This is a genomic window from Paenibacillus sp. JNU01 (assembly GCF_059130585.1).
This window is the reverse complement of record NZ_CP169723.1, coordinates 4,865,188-4,879,471: the sequence shown is the minus strand read 5'-3', so window position 1 is coordinate 4,879,471 and position 14,284 is coordinate 4,865,188. Positions and strand designations below refer to the sequence as shown.

Sequence of the window (14,284 nt, the reverse complement as noted above, 5' to 3'; positions counted from 1 at the left end):
TGCATCTTTTACCGCCTTTTCGCCCCCTGCTACGTCAATTTCCCTTGACGTGCCCCGGCACGCCTGCGGAAAACTTCCTGGCTTGGAACGAAAATTCAGCAAAATCTGCCGCCTTCAGAGTTTTCAGACACGCCCAAAAATTATTGTTGATATCACGGCTATATTACCTCTTAACAAGGTTCATCATACGGTATTGCCGCGTTCCAGCCTTCATCTCTTCATATTTCTTCGAGCCGGGCAATGCGATGAATTCATGGATATCTCCAATATTCGTGCTTGAATTGGCGTTATTCGCAATTCCTTGTGTGCCAGTACGCTGCTTCGCACTCTCATCACATGATAGAAGAACATTCGAAGTCACATCCTGATTGCGGATTACAGACAGGCCTGCTTCCTCTAACAGCCTGACGTTTTGCGCTACTTGATCTCCCAGCATCAGCTCCGTATACAGAAATACGCCGCCAACTCTCATGATCCGGTATACTTCTTCATAGAATCGTGATCGGTTCGGATAGGCATGTGCGGATTCTATATTTAACACCACATCGAAGCTCTCGTCAGCAAACGGTATATTCTCCGCATCGCCGACGAGATACAAAGATTCACCCAATCGGGATTTGGCATTGCAAAAGGCAATATTCGCCGGGCAGATGTCGAGACCGACAATAGACAGCGGCTTGAAATATTTAGACAGAGCCGCTATGTTCCCTCCCCTGCCGCATCCGATGTCGATCACCTGCCGCTCCCGAATCGCCGTCTTACCCACTGTTTCAAGCAGCAGCTTGACCGAATTTCTATTCCATGCATCGCCCGGCTCGAGCACCGCATGTTGCTCATTCTCGTGCGGGACGTAACCATAGTTCAAGAAGGTGGCGAATCGGCCTATACCGGACAGCGCAAGGGAGTGCGAAATCTCGCTATAATCCCGAATTTCAGCCTCTTTTCGGTTCCATTCGGAAGGGTGGACAAACTGCTCTCGCCGGTCGAGCATCGATAAGTAACGATCATCGTTCGTATATACCGCATCGCAGCTGCAGCATTGCAGCACTGCTTCCAACTGCTCCAGCTCGCCCTTGCAGCTGGAGCATACCAACCTTGCATGCAGATGCTGTAACATGACTATCGCCCAGCCGACGTATGCATTTGATTCAACGCGTACACATTATAGTAATTTGGGATATTCAAATCTTCGTAATAATCGATCACGGCATAGAAGCCGTTGGTTTGGAAGATGTTCTCGAGCCTGCTGATCTGCTCTCCGTCCAGTCCGTGTACCTCCATTACAATTTGCCTGATTTTGCCCCAATCTTCCGGCTCTATGCCATCCAGCACCTCGAACTCACTTTTTTCCACATCGATTTTGAGCAGATCAATTTGGTTCAGACCGTAAAAGCGGATCATTTCAGAGATCGTAGTTAGCTGGCAACGATAGATTTGTTCATTCAGAAGCTTCGGCGACATAAGATGATCGACAAAGCGGTTTAGCATTCGCGGGTCAGCGAAATTATCTTCGTAATGGTTGATTAACCCGTATCGGAGATCTTGATCGTGGTTCTCCCTGTATTTGATCTGGACAGAGTCCGTGGACATCGTAGGAAAATAGGCAAACTCCGCTTCCTTGATCTCATTGGAAAGCCCGACATTAACCGTCGTTACGCGAGGCAGCGAACTCGTATTCATCTTCAAGAGATTAAAAGTCGGCGGCAGTGGCTCAAAAGCATATACCCTGCAGTCGCTCTTGCTGCTGACATACAGGCTGAACATGCCGATATTAGCCCCAACGTCCATGACCGTGCCATGATCCGGGAGTGTAATACCGTGCTTGAAATACATCTCCTTGTGGAAAATCTCGTTGTAGAGGAACTCGGTCTCGCCTTCGTTGTTTTGATAGATTTCGATCCCGTTGTGCAGCCGTTTCTTTTCGATAGCCTTTGTCTGCAACGGATGGCTCTCATGCTCCGTCCTGCTCATTCGATTCACCTTCTCAACAATTTGTTTTTTGGGCATTTCTCTAACTGCTGGCGCTTTCATAGCGTTTGACGGCCAGCTTCCAGAACAGCCTGACCACGATAAGCGATATAACGGGAGCTACAAAAATCCATATCCCAAGGAACAAGTCCAATCGATCGATCAAATAAACCGACGGCATGTTGGTGATGAACAAGATCGGCACAACATACAGCCCTATTCTCCGCAGCCATTTGGGGTATATGTACATCGGCATATTGTTTAAATCCCAACATTTGTCGAGTATTTCGAAGATCGAACCGGACTTCACCGTCCAGAAGGCAAGAATTTGCGGAAGTAGAAGCACCGAATAGGTCACGATCGTGCTACTCAAGATCACGCCGATATATCCGGCCACGTGGATAAAGCTTGGCTCGATGTCAAGACGCCGCCAAGCCAGTACGATCATCGTGATCCCGGCGATCAGGTTCGGGATCGGAAACGCGAAGTTAACGTGCCGAAATGAAATCATGAACTGCAGCGAAAGCGGCTTCGTCATATACAAGTCCAGCGTCCCGTTGCGGATATGGCCGGCGAATCTATAAAAGTTATCCATAAACAGTCCTGTATAGATCGCGATCATAATCGTATAGGTTCCGGTGAAGATCATCATCTGGTCAGGAGAAATGCCATTGATTTCGATCCCGAGCTGGAAAACGAACAAGATATAGATCAGCTTGGAAAACAGAAATACAGTCTCCATGATCAAACCGGAGTAGAAATTCGCTTTGTATTCCATGTAACCGACCAAGCTGTTCTTTGCGAAAATAAAGAACATACGTACATGCTTCCGAAACTCCGTCAAGCTGATACTCACAGATCTAACCTCCAACGGCTACATATTTCCTCATCCCGGAATCCCACGACAACTTCGAAATTATCATAAGCGCAATTACCCAGACCACCTGTAAGAGAAGCCCGCGCACGATTTCATGAATCGCCATGCTCCCATTGATGATGTTAACCGGGAAGAATACGACATATTGAAACGGTAAGTAGCTGGAGATTCTGGCAAACGTATCTCCGAAAATATTAAGCGGAAAGATGGCACCACTGAGCAGATAGACGCCTTGGTTGAACGCGATATAAACGCCCCAAACCTCGGTAATGATGAACGCGAGAGCACTAATCGAATAAAAAAGCAGGAAGTTGATGAGCAGTCCGAACAGAATGCTGACCAGGAACATAACGATCTGCACCCCTCTAAGGTGAAACCCCCAAATCTGAGTAAAAACGATCATCAGTATGACGAATAAGACAAGGACGACCCCGATCTGAACCGTTTTCCCACCGAAAAAATTGCATATCCGATAGCTGAAATAATGAATGGGCTGAGCGATAAATTTGCTCAGTCCACCCGTCTTGATATCATTCGCGATTTCCCCTTCGAAGCCGGCAGAAACCAGCTTGGAGACAACGCCAGACAACACGGAATAAATGATGATCTGTGAATACGTATAGCCGTTAATAATCTCTTGCGGCGAACTGCGAAACACGGCCGTCCAGAGGAAGCATTGGACGAGAATGATGAAGCCGCCGCTGATAATACTCATAAAGAAATCGGTCCGATACTCCATCGCATTCTGAAGTGCAAGAATGTACGTCCTTTTATACTTCTGCAAGGCTTTCATGTTTGACCCCATCTTTCTGATACAAGCTTTCGATGCCTCGCTCGACAGGTATATCTTCCACTGTGAAATCGAGGATCGGGAACCGGTCCAGCATCATCTTGGAAAGCCGCTGGAGGTCATGCTTATCGATCTCCATGACCGCATTCATGCCGTCATGTTCCATAATAGCGCCATAGTCGCTTAGCGCCTGCCTCGGCACTTCGTCCGTAAATTGCAGCTTGATGATCTTTTTTGCATGAAACAATTCGTTCACACGCCGAAGATCGCCATCGTATACGATCTTCCCTTGATTGATGATGATCGTGCGTTTGCATAAATCCTCAATATCCGCCATGTAGTGGCTTGTCAGAATGACCGTTGCTTTCGTCTGCTGGTTATAATACTTCAGGAACTCCCGAATGCGCTTCTGCGAAATCAGATCGAGTCCGATTGTAGGCTCATCCAGGAAAATCACCTTAGGCCGGTGGATGAGCGACGCAATTAGCTCCATCTTCATCCGTTCCCCCAGCGAAAGCCTGCGCACCTGAATATTGAGCAGATCTTTAACACCAAGCATCTCCGTAAGCTCATCCAGGACAAGGTTGTAGGGCTTATCCTCGACCTCATAAATGCATTTGTTCAGGTACAACGATTCGTTCGCCGGTAAATCCCACCACAACTGCGATTTCTGCCCCATCACGATCGAGAACTGCATCTTGAATTCTTTTTTTCGCTCCCAAGGGATATAGCCTAATACCGTCGCTTGCCCGCTTGTCGGATACAAGATGCCGGACAGCATCTTAAGCGTAGTCGTTTTGCCGGAACCGTTCGGGCCTAAGAACCCGACCATCTCGCCTTGCTCGATGACAAGTGATATTTCGCTAACCGCTTCTTTGATCAGTGATTTCCGCTTCACTAAATTTTTCAGCGATTTTTTGAACCCCAATTCTTTTTCGTAGTAATTGAAGCTTTTGGATAAGCGTTCCACTTGGATAATGCTCACTGATTCACCTCATTTATGCTCATGTAGAATAGTTAAACACCGTGCAAATGCAAGACACTGCACTTGGAACATGCCGGTGTCAGTCGTTCATCCATCATTTCCCTTATCCTTCTGTAGGTCATGCCGTGCCATAATTCCTGTACGGACGCTTCATTTAAATTGCCGATCTCGAACTCCTTGAAAAATTTGCACGCAACAATCGTTCCATCGGGCGTAATGTCCATCCGGTTCGAGAGAGCCAGGCACTTCTTGTTCATCGTGCCTTTACTCCTCACCTCTTTGCCGAGCACGAAATCTTCGATCTGGTCATAATCCAGATTCGGCTGGTAGCGTAAACGCATTTTCCAGACCCGATTATTCACCCGGTCCAACTCGCTCATCAAAGCAGGGATACGCTCCGGATCGAGCTTGTAGTTAAAGGCGTGCCAGCTTCGTTCGCCCTTGTGCTCGCTCGCCGGAAGAAAGTCGAACTTCTGGTCAAAGTAATCGTCCATTCCCTGCGTGCATTCGTCCGAGATGTACCACGGGAAGCAGACCATGACCATATCTACACCGACGCCCTCCAGAAAGTCCAACAAATCATACAGCTTGTCGGTCATCCCATCGTTAACGACAGTATGGATCGTAATTTTGCCCCTGAATTGGTTTTCCTTACGCAGCTCGACTAGCATCCGAATAGCATCGATCGCCTTGTTGAATACCCCTTTGCCGCGAAGCGCATCATTCTCTTCTTCGAATCCATCAAGTGCAATGAGCAGCTCCAGGTTGTCGGAGATTCTCAGCAAGGTGTCCAGCTTTCGCTCGATCAGCATCGCGTTCGTACAGATCGTCGTCTCGCGAGGATGGGCTTCAAGCAAATCGGCCAAACGGTCGAAATGGCTGTATACGAGCGGCTCGCCGCCCCAGATATAGAGTCTCGACTTGGCTGGTTCCGTCTCAAGGATCAGCTTCTCCAGCAGCCCGTAGTCGAGCTGCTCCCGCTGCTGCTCCGGTGTCATAAAGTGATGGTAGCCAGTGTCGTTCCATTGATAGCAATGCTTGCAGCGCAAGTTGCATTGGTTCGTCAGTTTAATCCCGACCGACTCTGGCAACGGTGTCGCGTAACCCGCTATTTTCTCCATGTTCCGCTTGGTTTCCACCGTATTCTTGATCGTACGTTTCAATATTTGCAAATCCTTTGGGGAACGTTTAATCTCTGATTTCGGATTCATATCAACACCACCCCTCTTAAACCTATTAGGTCATTCACATGAATCAATAGATATAATACCTTGAACAAGCCGTGCAGATCGGAAGCATATTTTTTTTCATATACGCGCGATAATCTTTGTACTTGTCACTACTCCAGATATCCATCAAGCTCTCTTCGTTCACGTTGCCAAAGGTCAAATCATAGAAGGCATGGCAGGGCGAAACGTCGCCCCTTGCTGTAATCTCTGCATAAACCCATGGAAGGGAGCAGCGATTTCGTTTATCAGCCATCTGATGGAATTGCCCCGAGAAATAGTTGCTCAAATTTTGCTCATCTATCGTTTTCGGATAGGTGATCACATGAATGCTGTTTTTCAAGCAATACGCTTTAACATTATTGAGCTGTCTCGTCAATTCCGGAATATCGATCTGGCTGAACGAACTGGTGTCCCGCCACACCATCCCCTTGGCATAAGGAGCTTCATGCACGTCGAATTTGTCACTAAGAACCTCCACATATTGGGCATACTGCTCTTCCGTTGCGTAGAGCTGCACTTCCATGCTGATATGGTCCAACATCGACAAGTCGATATGCTTAAAGAAAAATTCCTCAACGTACATATAGTTCAAGGGCGTAATGATAAAGGATACACCCATTTTCGGAAATTGCTTGCCCTTGCTTTCCCGAAGCTCATAAAGCTTCTCGATCCCCTTGATTACTTTCTTGAATACGCCTTTGCCTCTCTGCTTATCGTTGATTTCCTCAGGGCCGTCGAGAGACATCCAGATCTTATTTGGAGCAGTCTCGACAAGCATCTCGGCATGCTGCTCAAGCAATGTGCCGTTCGTGGGGAAATCTGCTTTACTTCCATAGTGATTGATCATGGCGAGAATGTCGCCCAGCCAAGGGTACATCAGTGGCTCGCCACCGAAGAAATCGTAATATGGCTTGCCCGGGCTGCACTCGACGATGATCTTTTTAATGAGATCCGGATCCAGATGCGCTAACGTTTTTTTGCTTTTGTACGGCCCTTCGAGTCCCCACTCATAGCACATCTTGCATCGTAAATTACATTCCTCCAACAGCTGCATGACGATCCATCTCGGATAGCTTGTCTTTATCTTATCTTGGACGACACTCAATTTGTTTACGCTCATCGCATAACCCCTTTTGCCATTGAAATATTACCCCTTCGTTAACGCGACTCTCGCACAATAATGATCCACATAATTCGTTCGTTCTCCGGGTCTGTTTATGATCGCTTGATGCATCTCCTTAAGGACCTCTACGGAAAAATCCATCTCCCGCCACTTCTCGTAGCGGATTCCGAACCCCAGAGACTCCCACAATTCCAAATTGCTAAGCTCGTGACTTCCAAATGGCTCCAGCAAAATAAGAGGGGTACCGGATGCAAGCGAGTCGATTAATGTGCCCGCTCCCGGCTTGGCCACGATAGCCATCGCCTCCGAAGCGATATCGAATAACCAATGATGATCAACCTCAGCGGCGTATGACTTCGTGCCTTCTCCCGTTATTTCGATGTATGGCGGAAACTCGTGCAGGCCGTTCGCACTCTTCACCCATGCACACCATTCCGGATCATTCATCCAATATCGGTGATCGGGATCGGGCTTCGCTTCCTTCCAATCGTAAGCTACGATATCAAGCCCGTAGTTATGGTCGGCAAGCTCTGGAATTGTACTTTGATAAGTGCCCATCCCCCAGCCGCCGCCATGAACAACAAGCCGCCGCTTCCTTGAGTCGAAGGGCATTGGCGTACGATGAAGAACCGGGATTTCGCATCGAATCTCCATCTTGTCGGTGTCATAGAGACAAGCATTGTAATAATACTCGTCGTAGTGAGGATGAAACTTCTTCAAGCTCTTCCAGGACGGGGCCAGATCTGAATCGACGTAGAGCAGGTCTACATGAATTCGATTCGGCAGCATCTTCTCCCTATACAAATCCAGAATATAGATCCAGTGTCCGGATAGCGATATGAATTCGTATCGGTCTTCCGCTTTCCACGCCTCCAGCAACAGCTCGACCTGGGCATAATCAATGCTGCCCCGGATATCCATCGGCATTCGGGCCGATAGATTGGCAAGTGCGAAATTATTGTGATAAGCCTTTCTGCTGTCTACAATATGATCCATCTTGTCTTGCTCCAAATAGCTTTCGAACACGAGCACTTCCGTCGCGATCTCCCTTTTCTCGAAATCACTTGCAGCTAACAGACCGGGAATATAGAAACCCAGACCGAAACCCGAGCATAGAATCGTCACTTTCCGCTTACCCATAAAATTTCTTCCTCCATTCATGGCTTCAAGCGCTTCGGACTGCATCAGCGGGCGATCTTGAAGGATAACGACGACAGCACCTCCTTAACCTTAGCGATCAATCGTTCGTTATCCCATTCCCCTTCAATCAACGAATAATATAATCTGCCTTTCACCTGCTTATTCCGGATCCCCTTGCACTCATTGACGACTTTGTTAATAAGGAGCGTATTCGCGCTTAACGGTAAAATACCGAATCCTCGATCAGGCTTATATAGAACACCCTCGCGGTCCAGCGATTCAAGCAATTGATCAAATGATACATCGCAGGCAAACTGTAAATTCACATGCGTCATGCTCCCTGCCGTGTCGTGCTTCTTCAGGTAGCGGTCAACGTAATGCTTGATCAGACTCATCGATCTTCTGGCATTCACCTCAACAATCGGAACGATGCGGCCGTCTGTCAACAGCATGGAATCGACGCATACGTCGCCGTGATAACCCGACCGATAAAGCTCGCGAGCCGCCCGTTTCATTACATCAAAATACTTCGCTTCCTGCAGCATATGAAGCAACCTATCGTCTGCTGTATAGGAGCCTTGGTAAGCGAAATTGTGATTGACCAACTGCTGCACTGAGATATGTCGATAAGTACCGTCCGGATCGATGTGGAATTGGCAAGAAAAATCCAATTCCTTGCGGAGGAACGGCTCAAGAATAAACCGAACCGTTTTTCCCTTGCTACACTGATCGGCGACATAGGATGTGACTCGCTGCAAAATCGCTTCCGACTCAATCAGCAAATTGCCTTTCCCGGATACCCCAAACTCATCTTTGATCAGGAAGGGTCCTTGATTCAGCAAATTCAAGCTGCTTGTCAGCAGCTCTTCGGGAGAATAGACCGTCTGGCTGTCACACTGAAGATCAAGGCGACGGTTCAATTCGGTTGAATACAGCTTCGAATTGACAGTCTGAACCGTTTCGATAGCTGGAAAATCCTGTTCCAACCCGTAACGCGCTGCAGTACGATCCGCCCCCGGAATGACGGCAAAGGGCGACAACTGGGCACCATTCAGCAAATGATCCATGTCAGCCATTCGATCGACTGATGTGAGCAGGTCGAATATATTGGCGGTTCTGCCTGCGCTTCCTACATCAGGATTCTCGAGATCGGTTGAATTAGAAAGAAATTTAAATCCGATCTCATGCAAATACGCTTTATGGCAAACGTTCATTCGATAGCGAGTAATGAGCCTATCCTGCGCCTCGCAAAATGGGAAGAGCAGCTCATCCATGGCCATCACGATATTCTCCATTTCAGGATCGTGAAACGACGGCAGTTTGGCTAGATTAGGGTCGCGCCAGAAGCGTTCCGCATCAAATGTCCCGATAATGAGCTCGAACTTGCGTCTATCGTTCATACAGGCGCTGTCTTCTGTAGCTCCGAGATATAATTGCAGAAGGTCGTTACCGATTCCATAAGATCGAAGTCGAATTGTTCAAAATCGATTTCAATACCGAAACGCTCTTCCACATTTAATACAAAAGTAATTAGCTGTAGGGAGTCCAATCCCCCGTCTTCCATGATGTTGGAATGCTCGTTCAAACGGTTTGCCAGCTCAGCGTCTTCCTTGATTTCGCTTATCATCGCTATAATCTGTTCTTGCATAGGTACCTCCCGTTTAATGGATATATTGACCCTGGTAATAATGGATCGTTCTAGCGAGTGCATCATGCAAACTGATCGCCGGTTCCCAGTTCATAATCGTCCTTGAAATGGTAATATCCGGCTTCCTTCTCCTTGGATCGTCTTCCGGCAGCGGGAGAAACTCTAACTGTGCGTTGGACTTCATTAACTCCTTCAATATTTGGGCGACTTCAAGTATGGTGACTTCCTCCGGATTCCCCAAATTGACTGGCTGTTCATACGTGGTGCTCATCAGTCTCACAATCCCTTCCAGCAAATCGTCGATATACTGAAAGCTTCTCGTCTGTCTGCCGTCGCCATAAATCGTAAGGTTTTGCTTGGACATGATTTCATTAATGAAATTGGTAATGACGCGTCCGTCATGTAAATCCATCTTCGGGCCGAATGTATTGAAGATCCGAATGACCCTTACCGGTATACCGTATTTCCTGTTCATCCAGTAGGTGATCGCCTCTGCATAGCGCTTCGCTTCGTTGTAGCAGCTTCTTGCTCCAATCGAATTCACGTTGCCATAGTAGCTCTCCGGCTGAGGGTGAACAGTTGGGTTACCGTAGATCTCGCTTGTTGAAGCCAAGAAGAAGGCAGCCTGCTTTTCTTTGGCCAGATACAGCAGATGCATCGTCCCTTCGCTGTTGACCCTCATCGTTTCGATCGGATAGGACAAATATTTAGGCGGACTGGCAGGGCTTGCAAAATGCATCACCCAATCGACAGGCCCTTCAATTGCGAGCGGATAAATGACGTCATGCTCGATAAACTTGAAATTTGGCGACCGTAAGAGATTGTCTATGTTGACAGTAGACCCGGTCAGAAAATTATCGACACCGATAACGGTATGGCCTTCCCGCAGCAGCCTCTCGGCAAGGTTGGAACCGATGAAACCTGCAACTCCTGTTAATACAATGAATATTATGATCCCCACCCTTGCTTAAGGTTTGTGAAACCACTATTAATTCAATCGAACAGGTATAATGCTATGCATGAATCACAAGATGTCGGGTCAAATAAAAGGAGAGATTCTTGAGGTGAGCTGATTCGCTGTGGTTGTGCCGGAAAAAAGCGCTTGAAGCAATGCGGATCGTTGAAAGACAAGAAGGCGATAGGCTGTCAGCAAACGGAATCGTTAAGACAAGAGCAACGTTCGGCTTACTCCATACGCTGTATCGCAACGATTATAATCCCGGCATCACTCCCTCCATAAATATGCCCGGATCACCACGGGCTTCGGGCTAAGTTCTATTCGGGTGCAAGAAGAGATATCCAAAACTGAGATCATCTGCTCCCTCAACATTACTGAATGTCTACCTTCTTCAACCATCGTTCAAAGAATATGGATTCTTCATTTTCTATATTCGTAATCAGCGTTTGTAAACTTTCGGAAATACTCGTATCCTTTGTCAAATTATATTTAATCGCTAGATTCACAAGGATTTTTGCTTTAATTTCAATAGCTGTGAATTCATCTATATGCTCTTGATTTAATTCAATTAAATGCTGATTATCGTACAAGTACTTGAATCTTAGCGTCATTATCTTCTTATGATCATAAAGTAAATGAAAGGGTCTTATATCAAGCATAGCCTTATGTTCCGATGTCTCTTTCGCATAATTAAATAGAGTTGTATATATTTGCATGCCGAAGTCAAGATTATGCCTGTCGCCCCCGTAGTTAAACATCTCCCAATACTCCGGCGTTTTCTTAGTGAAATAATTTCTTATCGAATTCACTAGGGTATCTGCACTGAATTTATCCTGATAATGATCATTGAATGTATACAGGTAAACCATTTCTCTCAGATAATCATGATTCGTTGTTAGATGATTCTTGTCGAACGCAAGATTGAAATCAGTAAATGATATCTCAGCCTGACTATACACCCCGTTCTTAAAAAAATCGGAAACATACAATATCTCTCTATCCAAATCATAGCCGTAAACAAATATGTCATGATGCAATTGAAGTTTATTGTAGCGATCGCTTAAGGGCACGTAGAAATAATTGATCATGGTGTGGACATAGTTATTAGCATTAATATTTTCTACAATAAAATGTATAACAGAGTCCCATTTCGTTGTTACAGTATCTCTATGTAGCTTTTGAGTAGTAATCCATTTGCACGCATCCGAAGGTCGCAGCTCATAAGTCAGAGGGAAATAAAAATCTCCCCAATGGTGTTTATAATCTTTGTTAATAAATAATTGAATATAATTGCTATATATCCATGGGTGTGCGCACTCGTAATGGGTAAGGATCGACAAGAGATGAGCATGTTGCGTATAGGTTGTAATCATCGGATAACTGACCGGCAATATTTTTCTGCCCAATGTTTGAGTTGAATTCTTCAACCTTCGTTCACCCCTGGTTATTTGGTTAAATGGCTTAAGGATTCCGAATCAGTATATCTCATTTAGCAATAAGCGCTTCGTACTTGCTCTGTCCAGTTTTCCTGTCTTTGTTTTTGGAATGTTATCTACAATCCTCCATTGTCTAGGCACTTTATACGATGACAAATGCAATTTGCAATGTCGTGTCAGCGCATCTATATCAACCAGGCAATTATTAAAGACTTTCAGAAATGCGATGGGTACTTCACCTAACAGGTCATCGTGTACACCAACAACCATGACCTCCTCCACTTCTTTCAAGCCGTACAAAAATTCCTCGATTTCTTCTGGATAGATATTGATACCGCCGGATATAATGATATTCTTCTTTCGGCCTGTGAGTATAAGACACCCTGATTCATTCCAATATCCCAAATCTCCTGTCTTTAACCAACCCTCAACAATGGTAGCGTTCGTTAACTCCGGGTTTTTGTAATAACCGAGCATCACATTCGGGCCCTTGACCCAAATTTCTCCGATAGCTGCTCCTTCAACCTCATTCTCTTCTTCGTCGACAAGACGAATAGAAACGTCATTTATGGGTGATCCACAGGATAAGCTGCGCTCTCCCCGTTCCATCATGCTCACCCGCGGAGAAGCTTCGGTCAATCCATAGGTTTGAATAATGTCCGAGTGAGGAAATACAGTCTGAAGATGGTCTACTAATTTCGCGGGAATCGCCGCACCGCTAATTACAATAAATTCAATTGAATCAAAGGCACTCCAGTTCTTTGTCTGATGGAAATCGGAAACAAAGTGCATCAATTGCGTAGGCACCGCTGAGAATGCCGTGACCGCCTTATTCTGAAACAGTTTAAACGCTGTGCGCGGCAGCAAAGGCAAGCTGATAAGTTTAATTCGGGTTCCATATAGCATGCAAGAAATCAATTGCGTGACAATCGTAGAACTGAAATGAACGGGCATCGTTACAAGAAACGAATCTTGATCCGTATACCCCACCTTTCCGCCATGTGCCAACGCATTCGTTAATACATTCCAATGGGATAACATAACGATTTTAGATTTTCCGGTTGTGCCTGATGTAGGAAGGAGAATCGCACATTGATTGGGATCGGACTGATTGGTTAACGAGATCGATTCGAACGAAGGCATTAGTTCTTGCGATATATCCTGAGCGGTAACCCAAGGAATGTCGCAATTTAAATGCGCAGGCTGTGCAGATTTGCTGATAACCAATTTGGCGTCACTGGCATTTAAAATATTTTTAATTTCAGTATTGGATGCCGAATAAGGAACCGGTATTAACACATAACCGCAGAATTGAATGCCAAGCGCCGCAAAAATGAAGAAGGGCTCATTATTTGTGTATAATGCAAGATGACTTCCGGACTCAAGCTCAAAATTTTTGTGGATGTATAAAGCAATCAAATAAGCTTCTGTCATCACCTCTGCGTAAGTCCATTGCTGCTTTAGATCTTCAAGGATAATATGATCTTGGCGATCAGAGGCCTCCCGAAATAGACGCTGAATGATAGTCATCATAGCGTTTTCTCAGTCAAATAATTAAGGATTAATCCAGCCGTGGAGAACTTCTCAAATAACAGATCTTCATCAGGGATCGAGATGTTAAACTTCGATTCCACTAAAACAATAAGCTTGATGAAGCCTACTGAATCGATCCCTTGTTCCAACAAACGGGTATCGTGGTCATCCGAATACTCGATGTCCAGCTCAGCAAAAATTTCATCTCTCAAGATCGATTCTATTGATTTAGACATCATATTCCCCCGTTAGATAATCTTTAGAAAGGCTGATTAAAGAGGATAGTATACGTGATGAGCAAGTGAAAGTAATTGTGCAGAAGAATGAGTCCATAATGATGGACAAGGTGAATTTGCACTGAAAGAGTTGTTTGCATAGTTGTATGCAGAGATTCTGCAATTCATGCTGGAGGCGGAGTATGACACGATGCAGGACATAAAAAGCTTGATGCGAAGAGTACAACGACGGAAATAGTTGAGGGTTCCTTCGTCAACATCGCAAAGCCTAAAGAAAAAAGCATTTTCCCAAGCAATGAAACGTTGCTGAAAATGCTCTACAAAACTACGATGAATACGATGAATGTCACTCGTAAATGGA

The 14,284-nt window shown here is 45.8% G+C and carries 14 protein-coding genes; all 14 read right to left on the bottom strand.

The features are described from left to right. Positions 1-163: 163 nt before the first annotated feature. The 14 genes from NLBNIHML_RS21355 to NLBNIHML_RS21290 all read right to left on the bottom strand — a co-directional run bounded on the left by NLBNIHML_RS21355 (position 164) and on the right by NLBNIHML_RS21290 (position 13,923). Positions 164-1,117: a class I SAM-dependent methyltransferase gene (locus tag NLBNIHML_RS21355; protein WP_339258829.1), complete on the bottom strand. Its 954-nt coding sequence runs from the start codon at positions 1,115-1,117 to the stop codon at positions 164-166. Between the two features lie 2 nt (positions 1,118-1,119). Then, positions 1,120-2,007: an FkbM family methyltransferase gene (locus NLBNIHML_RS21350; protein WP_339258827.1), complete on the bottom strand. Its 888-nt coding sequence runs from the start codon at positions 2,005-2,007 to the stop codon at positions 1,120-1,122. A 4-nt stretch (positions 2,008-2,011) separates the two neighbouring features. Further along, positions 2,012-2,824: an ABC transporter permease gene (locus tag NLBNIHML_RS21345; RefSeq protein WP_253430156.1), complete on the bottom strand. Its 813-nt coding sequence runs from the start codon at positions 2,822-2,824 to the stop codon at positions 2,012-2,014. 4 nt (positions 2,825-2,828) lie between these two features. After that, on the bottom strand, positions 2,829-3,638 hold the full coding sequence (locus NLBNIHML_RS21340) for an ABC transporter permease (RefSeq protein WP_253430152.1): 810 nt from the start codon (positions 3,636-3,638) through the stop codon (positions 2,829-2,831). Next, positions 3,616-4,620, bottom strand: a complete 1,005-nt coding sequence (locus NLBNIHML_RS21335) for an ABC transporter ATP-binding protein (RefSeq protein ID WP_339239522.1) — start codon at positions 4,618-4,620, stop codon at positions 3,616-3,618. Before NLBNIHML_RS21335 ends, NLBNIHML_RS21340 begins: the two co-directional genes overlap by 23 nt. A gap of 32 nt (positions 4,621-4,652) precedes the next feature. Then, the gene (locus tag NLBNIHML_RS21330; protein WP_494352689.1) at positions 4,653-5,831 is read right to left on the bottom strand and encodes a radical SAM protein; all 1,179 of its coding nucleotides are present in this window, start codon (positions 5,829-5,831) and stop codon (positions 4,653-4,655) included. Between the two features lie 43 nt (positions 5,832-5,874). Beyond that, positions 5,875-6,969 (bottom strand): radical SAM/SPASM domain-containing protein, encoded by a 1,095-nt coding sequence (locus tag NLBNIHML_RS21325; RefSeq protein ID WP_494352688.1) that lies wholly within the window; start codon positions 6,967-6,969, stop codon positions 5,875-5,877. Between the two features lie 27 nt (positions 6,970-6,996). Continuing rightward, positions 6,997-8,112, bottom strand: a complete 1,116-nt coding sequence (locus NLBNIHML_RS21320) for a UDP-glucuronosyltransferase (RefSeq protein WP_494352687.1) — start codon at positions 8,110-8,112, stop codon at positions 6,997-6,999. Between the two features lie 44 nt (positions 8,113-8,156). Beyond that, complete coding sequence (locus tag NLBNIHML_RS21315) at positions 8,157-9,512, bottom strand: ATP-grasp domain-containing protein (RefSeq protein ID WP_494352686.1); 1,356 nt, start codon at positions 9,510-9,512, stop codon at positions 8,157-8,159. Beyond that, positions 9,509-9,760: an acyl carrier protein gene (locus tag NLBNIHML_RS21310; RefSeq protein WP_339239517.1), complete on the bottom strand. Its 252-nt coding sequence runs from the start codon at positions 9,758-9,760 to the stop codon at positions 9,509-9,511. Before NLBNIHML_RS21310 ends, NLBNIHML_RS21315 begins: the two co-directional genes overlap by 4 nt. Before the next feature lie 13 nt (positions 9,761-9,773). Next, on the bottom strand, positions 9,774-10,721 hold the full coding sequence (locus tag NLBNIHML_RS21305; RefSeq protein WP_494352685.1) for an NAD-dependent epimerase/dehydratase family protein: 948 nt from the start codon (positions 10,719-10,721) through the stop codon (positions 9,774-9,776). Positions 10,722-11,089: 368 nt separating this feature from the next. Further along, positions 11,090-12,145: a hypothetical protein gene (locus NLBNIHML_RS21300; RefSeq protein WP_494352684.1), complete on the bottom strand. Its 1,056-nt coding sequence runs from the start codon at positions 12,143-12,145 to the stop codon at positions 11,090-11,092. A 48-nt stretch (positions 12,146-12,193) separates the two neighbouring features. Next, positions 12,194-13,687 carry a class I adenylate-forming enzyme family protein gene (locus tag NLBNIHML_RS21295; RefSeq protein WP_494352683.1) on the bottom strand — a complete coding sequence of 498 codons (1,494 nt, stop codon included), beginning with the start codon at positions 13,685-13,687 and terminating at the stop codon, positions 12,194-12,196. Further along, the gene (locus NLBNIHML_RS21290) at positions 13,684-13,923 is read right to left on the bottom strand and encodes an acyl carrier protein (protein ID WP_339239513.1); all 240 of its coding nucleotides are present in this window, start codon (positions 13,921-13,923) and stop codon (positions 13,684-13,686) included. Before NLBNIHML_RS21290 ends, NLBNIHML_RS21295 begins: the two co-directional genes overlap by 4 nt. Positions 13,924-14,284: the final 361 nt, after the last annotated feature.

Coding starts and splice junctions, on each gene's coding strand:
- NLBNIHML_RS21355 (WP_339258829.1), bottom strand. CDS start 1,117: ATGTTACAGCATCTGCATGCAAGGTTGGTATGCTCCAGCTGCAAGGGC.
- NLBNIHML_RS21350 (WP_339258827.1), bottom strand. CDS start 2,007: ATGCCCAAAAAACAAATTGTTGAGAAGGTGAATCGAATGAGCAGGACG.
- NLBNIHML_RS21340 (WP_253430152.1), bottom strand. CDS start 3,638: ATGAAAGCCTTGCAGAAGTATAAAAGGACGTACATTCTTGCACTTCAG.
- NLBNIHML_RS21330 (WP_494352689.1), bottom strand. CDS start 5,831: ATGAATCCGAAATCAGAGATTAAACGTTCCCCAAAGGATTTGCAAATA.
- NLBNIHML_RS21325 (WP_494352688.1), bottom strand. CDS start 6,969: ATGAGCGTAAACAAATTGAGTGTCGTCCAAGATAAGATAAAGACAAGC.
- NLBNIHML_RS21320 (WP_494352687.1), bottom strand. CDS start 8,112: ATGGGTAAGCGGAAAGTGACGATTCTATGCTCGGGTTTCGGTCTGGGT.
- NLBNIHML_RS21315 (WP_494352686.1), bottom strand. CDS start 9,512: ATGAACGATAGACGCAAGTTCGAGCTCATTATCGGGACATTTGATGCG.
- NLBNIHML_RS21310 (WP_339239517.1), bottom strand. CDS start 9,760: ATGCAAGAACAGATTATAGCGATGATAAGCGAAATCAAGGAAGACGCT.
- NLBNIHML_RS21295 (WP_494352683.1), bottom strand. CDS start 13,687: ATGATGACTATCATTCAGCGTCTATTTCGGGAGGCCTCTGATCGCCAA.
- NLBNIHML_RS21290 (WP_339239513.1), bottom strand. CDS start 13,923: ATGTCTAAATCAATAGAATCGATCTTGAGAGATGAAATTTTTGCTGAG.